This is a genomic window from Roseimarinus sediminis (assembly GCF_050433125.1).
Taxonomy (GTDB): domain Bacteria; phylum Bacteroidota; class Bacteroidia; order Bacteroidales; family Prolixibacteraceae; genus Roseimarinus; species Roseimarinus sediminis.
The window spans coordinates 271,340-286,246 of record NZ_JBNPXV010000003.1 but is presented as its reverse complement, the minus strand read 5'-3'; the positions used below and the strand labels follow the sequence as shown (position 1 = coordinate 286,246).

Annotated in this window: 9 protein-coding genes; 1 reads left to right on the top strand and 8 read right to left on the bottom strand. The window is 43.2% G+C overall.

Annotation, left to right across the window (positions count from 1 at the left end; all coding sequences use genetic code 11):
- Positions 1-96: 96 nt before the first annotated feature.
- From FHS86_RS05815 to FHS86_RS05800, 4 genes are all read right to left on the bottom strand, one after another.
- Positions 97-1,275, bottom strand: a complete 1,179-nt coding sequence (locus FHS86_RS05815; protein WP_429412029.1) for a TolC family protein — start codon at positions 1,273-1,275, stop codon at positions 97-99.
- Entirely contained in the window at positions 1,272-4,373 is a 3,102-nt protein-coding gene (locus FHS86_RS05810) for an efflux RND transporter permease subunit (protein ID WP_429412028.1), read from the bottom strand. Before FHS86_RS05810 ends, FHS86_RS05815 begins: the two co-directional genes overlap by 4 nt.
- Before the next feature lie 11 nt (positions 4,374-4,384).
- Positions 4,385-5,920 (bottom strand): efflux RND transporter periplasmic adaptor subunit, encoded by a 1,536-nt coding sequence (locus FHS86_RS05805; protein WP_429412027.1) that lies wholly within the window; start codon positions 5,918-5,920, stop codon positions 4,385-4,387.
- 111 nt (positions 5,921-6,031) lie between these two features.
- Complete coding sequence (locus FHS86_RS05800; protein ID WP_429412026.1) at positions 6,032-6,448, bottom strand: DUF6769 family protein; 417 nt, start codon at positions 6,446-6,448, stop codon at positions 6,032-6,034.
- A gap of 143 nt (positions 6,449-6,591) precedes the next feature.
- On the opposite strand from FHS86_RS05800, the gene FHS86_RS05795 reads away from it, so the two are divergent.
- Positions 6,592-7,512, top strand: a complete 921-nt coding sequence (locus FHS86_RS05795) for a hypothetical protein (RefSeq protein ID WP_429412025.1) — start codon at positions 6,592-6,594, stop codon at positions 7,510-7,512.
- Between the two features lie 73 nt (positions 7,513-7,585).
- Here the strand turns inward: FHS86_RS05795 and FHS86_RS05790 are convergent, their stop codons facing one another.
- The 4 genes from FHS86_RS05790 to FHS86_RS05775 are packed head-to-tail and all read right to left on the bottom strand — an operon-like array spanning position 7,586 to position 14,873.
- Positions 7,586-7,960, bottom strand: a complete 375-nt coding sequence (locus FHS86_RS05790) for a heavy-metal-associated domain-containing protein (protein ID WP_429412023.1) — start codon at positions 7,958-7,960, stop codon at positions 7,586-7,588.
- A gap of 28 nt (positions 7,961-7,988) precedes the next feature.
- Positions 7,989-9,761 carry an efflux RND transporter periplasmic adaptor subunit gene (locus FHS86_RS05785; protein ID WP_429412022.1) on the bottom strand — a complete coding sequence of 591 codons (1,773 nt, stop codon included), beginning with the start codon at positions 9,759-9,761 and terminating at the stop codon, positions 7,989-7,991.
- The gene (locus FHS86_RS05780) at positions 9,751-10,992 is read right to left on the bottom strand and encodes a TolC family protein (RefSeq protein ID WP_429412021.1); all 1,242 of its coding nucleotides are present in this window, start codon (positions 10,990-10,992) and stop codon (positions 9,751-9,753) included. Before FHS86_RS05780 ends, FHS86_RS05785 begins: the two co-directional genes overlap by 11 nt.
- The gene (locus FHS86_RS05775) at positions 10,989-14,873 is read right to left on the bottom strand and encodes an efflux RND transporter permease subunit (protein ID WP_429412020.1); all 3,885 of its coding nucleotides are present in this window, start codon (positions 14,871-14,873) and stop codon (positions 10,989-10,991) included. Before FHS86_RS05775 ends, FHS86_RS05780 begins: the two co-directional genes overlap by 4 nt.
- Between the last annotated feature and the right edge of the window lie 34 nt (positions 14,874-14,907).

Here is a 14,907-nt window from a genome sequence, read left to right as displayed (position 1 = left end):
AAAATGAATTGTACATCATTTAAAGCTCAAAGGTTAATAAACGAGTAATTTACACTTCGCTGACTTCGAAACATAAATCGGAAATGACAGCAAGGTTTACAAAAATCTGTAAAGTTTGGCAAATGTTATGTTCAGTTCTTTCTCTAATTGAAGCACATTTTCAAGACTTTCATAATAAATTGATTGCTCGTAAAGGTAATCAATCAGCGATAGTTGTTTTTGCTCATAAGCTTCTTTTAATAAATTCACATTGCTGTATTGTTCTACCAGTTGTTTGTAATCGCTGACGGTATTCTGCAGCTTGACTGCTTTTTGATGAAGTGATTTTAACTCGTTGTACATTTCAACTTGTAAATGTTGTAGCGCACTTTCAGTGGCTTCGGCATTTATTTTGGCATAATTGACTTTGTTTTTATTTTCCCAAAGTGGAATGGAAACACCAAAGGTCAGCCCTTTAAATTCTTCTCCTACAATGGCTTCACTCATATAGCCAACGCTTACTTTTGGGAGGCGCATCGCCTTTTGAAGCTGAATTTCTTTTTCACTTACTTCAACCTGCTTTTTAAGCCAGTTTAATAGCGGATTGTTTTGAGCTTGTTGCTTGTACCATGCTTCGAAGTCGGGTGGCAAAAGAGGTACACTGTAAACGGCTATGTTAAGCAAAATATCCTTGCCTCCATTCAAGGTTTTTAGTTCATTCAAAAGCTTTTCCTTTTCAATGATGACACTTTCAAGAGCTTTTCTGGTATTAAGCAGGTTAAGACTTGCTTTGTTAAGTTCTATACGGTTGCTTGCACCTTGCTCGAATTTTTGGCTTACGGCCATTTCGATTTGTTCGGCCTGATGAAGACTCTGAGTATAAATTTCGATTAAGGCATTTTTGTGAATGAGCTTAATGCATATATTTTTAGCATTAAAAAGTATGGCTTTTTTCTGCCTGAAATATTCCAGTTTAGCCTGATTTATTTTGTATTCTGAAAGCTTTTTTTTGTGGACGTAACTTGTCGGAAAATCGAAACTTTGGGAAATGCTAAAATCAGTTCTGGTGCCCACGTCAGCATTATTGCCCCAAAGATAATGGAATTCAATTTCGGGATTTTCAGGAAGTAGCGAAGTTTTATTGGCGAGCACTCCGGCTTCAAATTGTTTGCCTATTTTAATGAGTTCTGTATTGTTAGTTTCTACAATCCTAAGCACTTCGTCGACGCTTTGCTGAGCCAAAAGTGCTTCGCTCAAACAAAACACCAAGCATATGTTAATAATTACTAGCTTCATTTTGTTTGTTTTTTCTGATTTAAGTGTTTAAAATAAATGCTGTAAACAATGGGGATGATGTAGATATTCAACAATGTTGAAGTAAGTAAACCTCCCAAAATAACTTTGGCCATCGGGCTTTGGATTTCATTACCGGGCATATCGCTTTTCATGGCCAGGGGGATAAGTGCCAGTGCTGCTGTGAGTGCAGTCATCAGGATAGCATTTAGCCTGTCGGCCGATCCGTTTACGATAACTTTTTGAAAAGATTTATTTTGTTGTTGCAGGTGCTGGTAGTTTGAAATTAAGAGAATACCATTTCGCGTTGCAATTCCAAAAAGCGTAATAAAACCGATTATGGCAGGTATACTCAAAATTCCATTGTTGAAAAAGATGGAAAATACTCCCCCTATGAGTGCCAGAGGAAGGTTTATGAGAATAATACCAGCCAATCTGAAATTTTTAAATTCCTGATATAGTAATAAGAAGATCAATAAAATGGAAATAATGGAAGCCATCATCAGGGTGCTTGAAGCTTTTGCTTCACTTTCGAACTGACCGCCATATTCAATCCGGTAACCTTCGGGTAAAGTGATATTTTCATCAATCTGTTGCTGAATATCCTCGACCACGCCGCGCAGGTCGCGTTCGGCGACATTGGCCGAAATGACAATTTTACGTTGTACATTTTCTCGTTTGATCGAGTTCGGGCCCGAACTCGATACAATGTCGGCTACCTGTTCGAGGGGAACCTGTTTGCCATCGTCGGTGGTAATAAGTGCCGATCGAAGGCCTTCGATACTTTCGGTATGATCTTGATTGAGCCGAACCACAAGATCGAAGTTTTTTTGCCCTTCGTAAATATCGGCCACCTTTTCACCACCAAAGGCAACATCGATAAATTCATTGAACTGGTCTATGCTAATTTTATGGGCTGCAAGCATGTCGCGCCTGGCCCTGATTTGCAGCTGCGGAATATCAACCTGCTGATCAACATTAACATCAACCAAACCTTCAATATTGCTGATTGAAGCTTTGATTTGGGTTCCAATGTTATACATTTCGTTCAGGTTGGTTCCAAATAATTTGATGGCAATATTGGCCCGGGTACCCGATAGCATGTGGTCGATGCGGTGACCAAGTGGTTGCCCTACGGTGCTTGCAATTCCGGGAACTTGAGCCAATGTTTCGCGTACGTCGGCCAAAAAAACTTCCTGAGTTCGTTCATCAAGTGTGTAGTTGACATCGATTTCGGCACTGTTGGTCGTTTGTGAGTGCTCGTCAAGTTCGCCACGGCCTGTTCGTCGTGCCGTTGTTTTTACCTCAGGAATTGCCAGAAGTGTTTCTTCGATGTAGTTCCCCAGTTCGTTGCTGACTTCGAGCGAAGTTCCAGGTTTTGTTACCACCGAAATAGTAAGAGCACCTTCGTTGAACTCTGGAAGAAAACTACGACCCAGCGATGCGAAGGTGACTAATGAAATAATGAATAATGCGATGGTTGGTAATAGAATTAATTTTTTATGAAGCAAAACCCATTGAAGTGATTTTATATATCCCTTTTCCAGCTGGCGGGCCAGCCATCTCTCCTGATGATTTCTGTTCAGATATTTTTCGCTGCTTAGAAGCATTTTGGCCAGCAAGGGAGTTAGCGTCATGGCCACAACAAGTGAAACAAAAAGTGACACGATGAAGGATATTCCCAGAGGTTTTAGCATCCTTCCTTCCATTCCCGAGAGAAAAAACAGGGGAAGAAAAGCTACAATGATGATGATGGTCGCATTCAGTATCGAAGCCCTGATTTCTTTTGAAGCATTAAATACCACCTTAATTGCAGATTTTCGTTTTTTAACAGGTTTTCGGTGGTTTTGCCGTAATCTTTTATATACATTTTCTACATCGATGATGGCATCATCGACCAGCGATCCTATTGCAATTGCCATCCCACCCAGACTCATGGTATTGATATTAAGTCCGAGCGCTTTCAGTACCAATATCGAACCTAATAGCGAAAGTGGTATAGCAAGCAGTGAAATAATGGTGGTTCGAAAGCTTCCCAGAAATAGAAAGAGGATAACGACTACAAAAACAGCACCTTCAATAAGCGCTTGTTGTACATTGTTTACTGAAGTTTTGATAAAATCGGCCTGTCTGAAAATTCCGGTGTCAAGTTGTACATCGGGCGGCAGTGTTTTCTGAAGTTCTTTTAGTTGATCTTCAATTTTTTGTGTGACGTTGAGCGTGTTAATATTGGGTTGTTTCGAAACAGAAATGATTACTGCCGGGCTGGCGTTTTGAGAAGCATGGCCCATTTTAACTGCACTTCCAATAACTACTTCGGCAACATCCCGAACGCGTACGGGTTTTCCACCCGATGATTTAATGTAGGCATTCCCCAATTCTTCCAGATTGTTAGTTCGGGCAATGCCTCTTAGTACGAATTCATTGCCATATTGACGTATTACACCTCCAGTGGCATTCTGGCTTATTCCCTGGCAGGTGTTGGTGAGCTCATGCAAAGCAACTCCAAAGTGTTTCATCCTTTGCGGATCGGCCAGTACTTTGTATTGCTTAAAATCACCACCAATAATTGTGACTTGAGATACTCCGCTGGTTGCCAGTATCAATGGTTTTATATTCCATTCGGCGATGGTTCGTAAATCCATCATGCTGGTAGAATCCGATTTTAAACCGATAAATAGGATTTCGCCCATTACGCTTGACTGAGGAGCCAAAATTGGTTGACCAACACCGATTGGCATTTGCGATGCAACAGTTATCAGCTTCTCGCTAACAATTTGCCGGGCTTTGTAAATGTCGGTGCCCCAGTCGAAATCGACCCATACGAATGAAAAACCTTGTGAAGAAGCTGAACGGACACGGCGCACACTGGTACCTCCGTTTACGGCGGTTTCAATAGGGTAGGTGACCAGTCTTTCAACCTCTTCCGATGCCATGCCGTGTGCATCGGTCATAATCACTACAGTAGGAGCAGTGAGATCGGGAAATACATCAACATCCATGTTACGGGCAGTTTGTACACCGGCAACGATCAGCAAAACAGCTGATATTAGAATGAGGTATTTATTTTTGAGTGAGAATTTTATTATCCTATCCAACATGGTTTATATTTTTAATGAACGTGACCAGAATGTGCATCAAGCGTACCTGTCGATTGAGAAAGTTTTAAAAGATAAGCTCCTTTGGTGACTACTCGTTCGTGGGATTCGATGCCGCTGATAATGGAAGTTTTGATTCCATCGGTGCTGCCGGGTGTGATGGCGCGCTTCTCGAAAAGTTCAGGTGTCTTCTGCACGTAAACATAAAAATGATCGTATTCTTCTAAAATAGATGTATTGGGAATGCTGATAACAGGATGCTCGTTCTTACTTTTCAGATAGACTTCGGTAAAACTTCCGGAAATCAGATCGCTTTGGGCATCCACTTCAAGATATACAGGAAGGAGAAAATTCTCGGTGTTTATTGAACGACCATGCGAAACCACCGTGCCATTTAATTGGTTTAAAGTATAAGTCTTGTTGTTTTGCACGTTTCGAATGATGGCATCGTTAAAAGAACCGATGACCGAGGCATACTTGGGTTGTATATCGACCCTTATTAGCAGTCGTTTGTTTTTGAGTATCGAAAACAAGGGCTGACCGGCTTCAACATATTGTCCGTTCTCAACCATCACCTGGTTGATTGTACCAGTGACTGGCGCAATGACCTGTTGCCCCTCATTGTTGAAATTTGAGTTCAGGTTTTCAAACAAAATTTTTGCATTTTGAAAACTGGTCTTTGCGGCCAAAAGTTCTTTTTCTGAAACGATTTGCTGATTTGCAAGAGACTTTATTCGCTCATAGTTTTTACTTTCTTTTTCGAAATTGTTTTTGGCTGTTTCATAGCGCACACTGGCATTATTTTCGGCCAGGTTGTTTCCAGCAATGTTCATTACTACCTGCATTGTAGTTACTTCAGTTCCCGAAGTCATTAATTGTTGCCGTTTAATACTTGCAAACCCGTTTGTTTTGGCTGCTATAATAAGCTGATCGTCGGGAGCAGGCATGACTTTACCGGAAGTTTTGATAACCGGTCCAAAGGGTTCATAATATGGAAGGGCAGTTGCAAATTCAACTTTCCACGATTGCTCTTTGGTAAACACAACATCTCCCTGTGAAACTGTGTGTTCTTCTTCAGCATGTTCATGAAGCGCAACACTGTCATGCTGGTGCTCATTCACGAAAACTTCAGCAACGATTTGGCTGGTGTCGATGGTAAAAATTAGCTGGCCATGGCCCGGTGTTTCGGGTTTAATGTCAAATTCGTAAATGCCCGGCCTAATTGGTGAAGTTACCGTTTGCGATACTACATTTCCTTCCACTAGCAACTTTGCAGAAACTTCTCCATTTGTTAGTGGTTTGAAGTTCTCAAGATGCGTAAAATGTGCAAGAATGTAGGAAGGCTGGCCCTCCATAAAAGCTTTTGCTTCGGCAAATACTTCGAATTTTTTGCTGTAGAAAGTAATTTGTATAGATTCTTCATCATGCTCATGCTCATTTCCCTCTGTAAGGATAGTGCTTTCTTCTTCATGACCATCATGCACGTATTGTTTGTTGCATTGCACCAGTAAAAATGCAAGTACTGCAACGTAGAAATATTGAAATCTCATTGTTCGTATTTTTTAATGTAGTGAAAAACGATTTATCAGCATATAAGGGAGCTCTGCAAATTATCGGTGGCTGCCATTTATGCCTGAACAGTAAAATGTTGGAAGTTGAATTTAGGCGACGGGAGGGGCACGTAGGCCAAACGATTTGACGCACTTATTTGAGTAGAATGGCGTTACAGATTCATAGTTGTGCTTTAAAAACTCCGGAATCAGATTTTGTTGAGGTAGAACAGCGTGTTCGTCTGGTAAATCGATTAGAATAAGCGAAAGAAAATTATTTCTATCAACACCAGAATTAGACAAAATGGCGGATGCTTTTTTCAACAAGCATGCTTCTTCTCCTTTATGATGGTCATGTCCTTTTTGATGATCGCTGTGGTGATTCTGGTGGTTCTCATCTTCGCATTCACTGTTTGAAGTGACGATACATACTTTTTCGTAGTGATGATGATGGGGTACGAAAGCATGTGCCAATATCACTGAGTTGGCGATTAAAAGAAACAATATGGCTGCTTTTTTCCTGAGCATCGGACACAAATATAATGAATTGAATGAATTTTTAAAGCAGTTATGTAAGTAGATAATTTTGTGAGTTTTATGTTTTTTATGTGGCGATAACTTGTTAGATTTGATCCAAAGAACCCAAATTCAATCAACTAATATCAAAAGCCATGAAAAGAATTCAGCTTTCACTGTTTGCTTTTTTGATACTTACAACTGCTTTGGCTCAGGAGTACACCGCTTTTCCGACCGAAAATGCAAACTGGAATATTTTTATCAAATCGACCTGCCAGGAAGAAGAACCAGTTCCTTATGTCGCAAGATTTTATCTCGATGGTGATTCAACTTGCCAGGGAATCAACTATTTGAAGCTTTATTCTGGTTTTCCGTCTGCCGGGCAGCAAAGTGAAGTGTTTTGGGGTTTGTTAAGAGAAGAAGGAAAAAAAGTGTTTTATTGTGGTGGAGGTTTTTTATTCAATGAATACAATGAACAGGAAGTACTGCTTTACGATTTCAATACAGAAGCTGGTGATACCGTTTTTCACACCGATTTCTCTTACGATTTTTCTGTAATTATTGAAATTGATTCGGTGCTGATTGGTGAAAGCTACCGTAAACGATACAAGGTGAAACAGTCACGAGGGTATTATCATGAATTTGAATACTGGATTGAGGGGATCGGCGGAGTGAAAGATGGTTTATTGACTGCGGTGACGAATGTGCCTACCTGTGGTCAGCATTTTTGGGAGTTTGTTTGTTTCGAACATAATGGTGAAACGATTTATCTCAATGAAAATTACAACGATTGCCAGGCAAGCAAGAGCATTAACAGGGTTGAAGAAAATACTGAAGTGAGATTGGTCACGCTATCCTATAGCGGTGTAAGTAATTCGCTGACTATAAACCGAAATGCCTATGGGGGCAAACTTTCGAAAGTGGAAGTATTTAAGCTGAATGGACAAAAGCTGGCCAACTATCCTTTAAATGGTGACGCACATCGCTGGATCCTGCCGTTTAAAAAAACCGATGCGTTATGCATTGCTATAGTAAGGGACGAGCAGGGGAAAGTGCTTGTTAATTATAAGTTTTAAGGGTAAAAAATGATGTCTGGGTTTTTTCAGCAGAAAAAAAAGGCTGCCTTGTCTCAGACAGCCTTTCTTTTAATTAATGCTTGTGGCCTTCATGACCTTTCATTTCCTTTTTAGTTTCGCTGCGATCATATTTGCAGCAGTCGGGAAGTTTGTTGTAAACTTCATCTTTGGCTTTGTGCATGGGGGTATCGTGGCCTGCCTTGGCAATTACCATTTGTACTTTGTGTAAGGTGGTTTTCGATTCATCAAAGCTTAGCTCAAGCATTTTGTTTTCTTTGTTCCAGTCGGCAAGACTGACACCTTCGACTGTTTTGGCAGCTTTTTCGATGCGTTTTTCGCACATACCACAATTTCCTTTCACTTCAAATTTCTCAGTTTTTGCCTGTGCAAATACCATACTTGTTCCTAAAAGGAACACACTTACTAAACTTAAGATTTTTGTTTTCATATTGATGTAATTTTAATGAGTATTAGGATTAATGATGATGCGATCCAGCTTGTTGTGTGGCTGAATCGTCTTTCAAATAAGTTGCTTGTCCTTTATGGTAGGTTTGCTTTACTTCGCCACAACGAAGCATCATATCACCAAAATAGGGATTCAATACTTCTTCGGATTCACTAAGCCAAAAGGCACCTTTATCGTCAAAAGCCATAGGACAGAACTGCCGGTAGGTTTTGTCGATTTCAAGACCGAACGATTCGGTGGTTTCCAGCATGGCATCGGACAAGGTATTGAAATGCTCCCGCTGTTTTTCAATGTCAGCGTTTGCTGAAATCATTGCAGAAGCTCCCTTCAGCTTTTTCTGCAGGGGCATCCAGCGTTGATGGGCTTCTTCTTCGAGCTGTTGCATGTTCACATTTTCGATCGTTGTCGAAACTTTTCCGGCTGCTTTTTGAGCTGTTTCCGGGTCGTCGTTAACCAGTGCATTCTTGATGTTGAAGTAAGCCCTGGCTACTTCTGTAATTTGTTGGCGGAATAGCTGTGGTACTTCCATAGTTTTGCTTTCGGGGCGCTGCATCATGCTTGGTTTGCCGGCCAGCTGCGCGGCAGCATCGATGCTGAAGGTTCCGTTTACCGCGATTTCTTCTCCCTCCATCAATCCGCTTTCAATAACATAGCTTTCGCCCAAAGCAGGTCCTAAAGTCACTTCACGCATTATAAAATTAACACCTTGTTCGGAACTCGATTTGATGTAAACCACCGAGCGTTTGCCTGTCCACATTACGGCCGATTTAGGCACAACAAGGGCTTCATTGTCGCCGGATAATTGGGCCTCAGCCACTCCCGATGCAAACATTTCGGGTTTTAATGCCAGGTTTGGATTTGCCACTACCACCCGGGCTTTTGCCACCCGGGTTTTTGGATCAATCACCGGGTCGATGAAAGAGATTTCACCTTCGAAGGTTTTTCCGGGCAAAGAAGCAATGGTAAATGCAACTTTTTCGCCCTGATTAACCCACGGCATATCCGATTCATATACATCAAACAAAATCCATACACGCGTTAAATCGGCAATTTTATAGATTGCCTGGCCACGGCTGATATAATCGCCGGTGTTCACTATTTTTTCTGCAACGTAACCTGATACATCGGCACGAATTTCAAAGTTTTCCTGTACAGCCCCCGATTCCAGTATTTGCTGAATTTGTTCTTCTGTGAGTTTCCAGTTTTTCAATTTCTCTTGGGCTGCACGGAATAGTGCAGGCTGCGATTCCCCGATATTTTGGGCTTCAAACAGCTCTTCCTGCGCGGTCACCAAATCGGGTGAGTAAATTGAAGCGATTACTTGTCCTTTTTGTACATATTCTCCCGTAAAATTTACCATCAGGTTTTCTATCCTGCCGGGAATGTGCGACGACTGCGAGTAAACTAACCGTTCGTCGGACTGCACTTTTCCGTTAAGCCTGACCTTTTTTACCGAATCCATATTCCCCACAATTGCCGTTTGTATATTTGCCAGTTGCATGGCTGTCGGCGACATACTGATAGCGTTTGGATCGAGACCTTCATCATTATTTTCATTTTCCAGCGGAATCAAATCCATTCCGCAAATAGGGCAGTCGCCAGGTTCTGACTGGCGAATCTGCGGGTGCATGGAGCAGGTCCACGTAGTTTCTTCCGCCACTTCGGTATCGTGCAGGTGTTCGTCTGCAGGTTCAGCTTCCGAACCGCCGAAAATCAGCCATCCCAATAGTAATCCAACAACCAGGGTGACAATTGCTGTGATAATTGTTTTTTTATTGTTCATTGTTTGTATTTTTTGCAGTTATATAATCCAATCTGGCCATTGCCGTGTGATATTCGACTGTGGCTTTAGCCATCAGTTTTTCGTATTGAAGCAGTTTTTGTTGCATGCGCAGTACTTCTTCGAACGCTTTACCTGAGTTGCCATACGAACTAAACAGCAGGTTGAGCGATTGTTGCGTTGTGGCAATCTGCTCCCGATACAATTCCAGTAAATCAAGTTGTTGTGAAATTTCGAACAGTGTCCGGTCGAATTCCGAAGAGAGTGAATTGAGCGCATTCTCTTTCTGCAGCAAGTAACTTTCCTGCATGAACTGTGCTTCTTTTTTGGCTGCATCGTATTTTTTGCGAAAAAGAGGAATGCTTAGAGAAACCATCGGCATCAGCACATCTTTGCCTGCATCGGCAACCGACATGCCTAAAGGTTCTCCAACAACTACGTAATCCAAACCAACGCCAATATTTGGCAGTCCCTGTTTTTGGGCAACTATTTCGTTAACTTTACTTGCCCTGGTTTTTAGTTCCAGCGCGGCAAGCATTGGATTTTTTGTCAGCAGCGAATCTTTTGAACTGCTGATTTCAAAATCAGTCAACAGAGTGTCGGGCACAATCACATCCAACTCCACACTCCGGTTTAACAGGTTGTTGAATCTGGAAACCAGCGCGAGTTCCTTTTTATTCAGAATTTCGAGGTTGGTTTGCGCGTCTTTCAACATGATATCCACGCGCAGCACATCGACCATGGGAGCAGCACCGTTCCCGAATTTCCCGGTGGCAATGGTTTTATACGATTCCAGGATTTTGATGTTTTTCCGCTCGATTTCCTGCATCTGTTGTAATTCGTACAACGGGTAATAAGCGGCAGACACATCAAAATACAACTTGTTCCGGGCTTCCAGAAATGACTGGTATTTTGCCTCAGCCATTAAAGCTGCAGCATCTCCTTTTGCCTTCAGCGTTCCAAACCATGGAAATAGCTGACTGAGCGAAAATTTAGCACGTTGCGGTCCAACCCGCGTTTCGACCGGTGAAAGGAAGTAGCCGAAAGAGAACGATGGATCGGGCAGTGCGTTTACCTGCGGAATTTTCTGCATAGCTGCCTCAAATTCCTTGTATTTGGCTTGCAAGCCCGGGTTATTTTTGGCCGCCATTTCAAGGTAGCTGTCCAGTGTTTGTGCCTTCACAGCACTTATTCCTGAAATGAGAATGATTATTATAGTTATTAATTTCTTCATGACTGACTCCTTTTTAGTTTTTGCTCTTCCCGCATGCTGTATAACACCGGCACAATAAAATAGGTAACGGCGGCAAAAATCATCCCTCCGAAAGCCGGGATGGCCATCGGAATCATGATATCGGAGCCGCGACCGGTTGAGGTCAAAATGGGCAGCAAGGCGATAATCGTAGTTGCCGAGGTCATGGCTGCAGGTTTGATTCTCCGTTGTCCGGCTTCAATCACAGCCGCGCGGATTCCCTTCAGATGATCGGTTTTGTTCCGGGCAAAACTCTGGTCGAGGTAGGTGGCCATCAATACACCATCGTCGGTTGCAATGCCAAACAGTGCAATAAAGCCTACCCACACCGCCACACTCAGGTTAATGGTGTGCATCTGGAACAATTCGCGCATGTTGGTGCCAAACAGGGTAAAATCGATAAACCAGCCCTGCTCGTAAAGCCAAAGCATCATAAAGCCACCGCTAAAGGCCATGGCAATGCCTGAAAAGACCATCAGTGAAGTGGCAACTGATTTAAACTGAAAGTAGAGAATCAGAAATACAATGACCAAAACCAGCGGCACAATGATGGAAAGGCGCTTTTCAGCTCTTACCTGGTTCTCGTAACTTCCCGAAAACTTGTAGCTGATTCCTGCCGGAACGCTTAATTCCCCTGAATCAATCCGGGCCTGAATGGCACGCTGCGCATCGTTGACTACTCCTACTTCGGAGAACCCCTCTTTTTTATCAAATAAAACATACCCCACCAAAAAAGTCTCCTCGCTTTTTATTGCCTGTGGACCTCTTACATATTCAAAATCAACAAGCTGTGAGAGGGGGATTTGTGCGCCTGTTGGTGTTGGAACTAAGATTCTTTGCAGCGATTCAGGATTGTCCCTAAGTTCACGTGGATAGCGTACCCTCACCGGAAAACGTTCACGACCTTCCACTGTTGACGTAATTGTCATGCCACCAATGGCTGTTTCGATGGTTTGCTGTACATCTTCAATGCTTAAGCCATAACGCGAAATTTTCTCACGGTTGATGTTGAGGTGCAGGTAGGGTTTGCCCACAATCCGGTCGGCAAACACCGCTTCGGCTTTTACTGAAGGAACTTCTTTTAATACCTCTTCCAGTTGCATTCCGAATGCTTCAATGGTGGGCAGGTCGGGGCCATATACTTTAATTCCCATGGGGGCGCGCATTCCGGTTTGCAGCATCACCAGCCGTGTTTCAATGGGCTGAAGTTTTGGCGCAGACGTAACCCCCGGGATTTTAGCCACTTTTACAATTTCATTCCAGATGTCGTCGGGCGACTTGATTTCAGGCCGCCAGTTGCGGTAATAGTTTCCGCGGTCATCGGGAGTTAAATCTTCACGCGAAACGCCTCGCTTCAATGCTTCCTCGTTGGAAAGCGTATCTCCCGAAGCGAGAATAAAACGTTTGTCCCTGTCCACTTTAAATCGCATCCGATGGCCTCGCTCATTCAGCAGGTATTCCGGCTTATAATTAATCACGTTTTCATACATTGAAATGGGCGCCGGGTCGAGTGCCGATTCAACTCTTCCTAATTTTCCCACGGTAATTTCCACCTCAGGGATGTTGGAAATAAGCATATCCAGTTGTCCTAATACTTTTCGGTTGTATTCAAAACCAGAATGGGGCATGGAAGTGGGCATCAGCAAAAAGCTTCCCTCGTTGAGCGAAGGCATAAATTCCTTCCCGATGGCGGGAAAGGTGTGGCTCAATCCTGACCATACTTTGGTGGTACGGACATTCCATCCCATGGCATCAAAACCTTTGGCTACAAAACCAAAGATGTTGTTGAAACCCATCCATGTTGTTGCCCCGAAAAGAATCAGGAAGGAAGGAATCAAAAGGAAGGTGACTTTATGGTTCAAACACCATTTGAGTATGGGTTTGTAGAAATACTCCAAAATTGTGAAGAACCCTAAAATCAGCATCACCAGCAAGGCCACAAAAGCAACGTTCATTACCAGGCTTTTGGCAGGTCCCAGCGGAAGCCAGTATTTGGCCAGCAGCCAGATTACACCAATAAGTACAATAATGATTTCGGCATGCTCAAGTAGCCATTGGGTGAATGATTTTAATTTCCCCTGAATTGAGGTATTCCAAAAAGTAGCGCCTTTTTCTTCTAACTTCTCATCTCTAGTCTCTAGCTTCTCACCTCTAAACTCTTTCAACACACCAACTAATCCAAAAGCCAGCAGGATTAAACCAGCCCAGGTCTGGCCGAAAATCAGTAAGATTATTCCAGCAGGAATGAGCATTCTATTCACCCATTTTCTAATCGTGCGGCTTTTAATGCGGGCGCCAAAAAACCAGTGGGCCAGCATGGGCAAAATGAAAAGGGAAACAATGAGTGCTGCAATCAGTGCAAAGGTTTTGGTAAAAGCCAGCGGGCCAAACAATTTTCCTTCGGCGGCCTGCATGGTAAATACAGGGATAAAACTTACAATGGTGGTTGAAACCGCAGTTAATATTGCAGAACTTACTTCGGAAGCGCCGTTGTAAATGGTGGTTATCAGTTTCTGTCCGGGCGGGGCTTCATCAACATGCTTGATGATGTTCTCCGAAAGAATCACCCCCAAATCGACCATCGTCCCGATTGCAATGGCAATACCCGATAAAGCCACAATGTTGGCATCGACACCAAAATAGCGCATCGCAATAAAAACCATCAGCACGGAAATGGGCAATAGACTGGAAATCAGAAATGAAGCACGCAAATTGTACACCATCACGATAACCACAAGGATGACAATCAGAATTTGCAGTGAAATAGCCTCTTCGAGCGTTCCCAATGTTTCGTAAATAAGACCTGAACGGTCGTAAAACGGAACGATTGTGAGCTGGCTTTCCACCCCGTTGGACAACGTTTTCTTGGGGAGGCCAGGTGAAATCTCTTTGATTTTATCTTTTACCTTGTTGATTACCTGCAATGGATTGGCTCCGTAACGTGCCACCACAACCCCTCCAACCACTTCGGCTCCGTCTTTGTCCAGGGCACCGCGCCGGGTGGATGGGCCTAAATTGACCACGCCAATATCCTGAATACGGATGGGCACATTCTCCTGAACGGCCACAACGGCTTTTTCAATGTCTTCCACACTTTTAATGTAGCCCAATCCGCGCACCAGGTATTCTGCCTGGTTAATTTCGATGGTTTTTGCACCAACATCCCTGTTCGAATTCCGGACCGCCATCATCACTTTGTGAAGTGGAATGTTGTAGGCCTTCAGGGCATCAGGATTGACATCAATCTGGTATTCCTGTACAAAACCACCAATGGAAGCGACTTCCGAAACTCCTTCGGTAGCATTCAGCCCGTATTTTACATAGAAATCCTGAACGGTACGTATTTCGTGCAAGTCCCAGCCACCGGTAGGATTGCCCTCTTTGTCGCGACCTTCGATGGTGTACCAATACACCTGTCCGAGCGCGGTGGCATCGGGGCCCAGCGCCGGCTGCACTCCATCCGGCAAAAGATTGGATGGCAACGAAGCCAGCTTCTCCAGTATCCGGGAACGCGACCAGTAAAACTCAATGTCTTCTTCAAAAATGATAAAGATGCTGGAAAAGCCGAAAATGGATGAACTGCGGATGGATTTTACACCCGGAATTCCCAGCAGATAAGTAGTGAGTGGATACGAAATCTGGTCTTCAATATCCTGTGGCGAGCGCCCCGGCCATTCGGTAAAAACTATTTGCTGGTTTTCACCGATATCGGGAATGGCATCCACCGGAACAGGATCCGATGGCAATGCCCCGATTTGCCAGCCAAAGGGCGAGGTTACAACTCCCCAGGCTACCAGGCCGGTGAGGAACAGGATTGTAACTAGTTTGTTTTCAAGAAAAAAACGAATGATTTTATTCAGCATACGAACGATTTGAATGATTCACAATTGCATTATT

Coding starts and splice junctions, on each gene's coding strand:
- FHS86_RS05785 (WP_429412022.1), bottom strand. CDS start 9,761: ATGAACAATAAAAAAACAATTATCACAGCAATTGTCACCCTGGTTGTT.
- FHS86_RS05805 (WP_429412027.1), bottom strand. CDS start 5,920: ATGAGATTTCAATATTTCTACGTTGCAGTACTTGCATTTTTACTGGTG.
- FHS86_RS05795 (WP_429412025.1), top strand. CDS start 6,592: ATGAAAAGAATTCAGCTTTCACTGTTTGCTTTTTTGATACTTACAACT.
- FHS86_RS05775 (WP_429412020.1), bottom strand. CDS start 14,873: ATGCTGAATAAAATCATTCGTTTTTTTCTTGAAAACAAACTAGTTACA.
- FHS86_RS05800 (WP_429412026.1), bottom strand. CDS start 6,448: ATGCTCAGGAAAAAAGCAGCCATATTGTTTCTTTTAATCGCCAACTCA.
- FHS86_RS05790 (WP_429412023.1), bottom strand. CDS start 7,960: ATGAAAACAAAAATCTTAAGTTTAGTAAGTGTGTTCCTTTTAGGAACA.
- FHS86_RS05780 (WP_429412021.1), bottom strand. CDS start 10,992: ATGAAGAAATTAATAACTATAATAATCATTCTCATTTCAGGAATAAGT.
- FHS86_RS05815 (WP_429412029.1), bottom strand. CDS start 1,275: ATGAAGCTAGTAATTATTAACATATGCTTGGTGTTTTGTTTGAGCGAA.
- FHS86_RS05810 (WP_429412028.1), bottom strand. CDS start 4,373: ATGTTGGATAGGATAATAAAATTCTCACTCAAAAATAAATACCTCATT.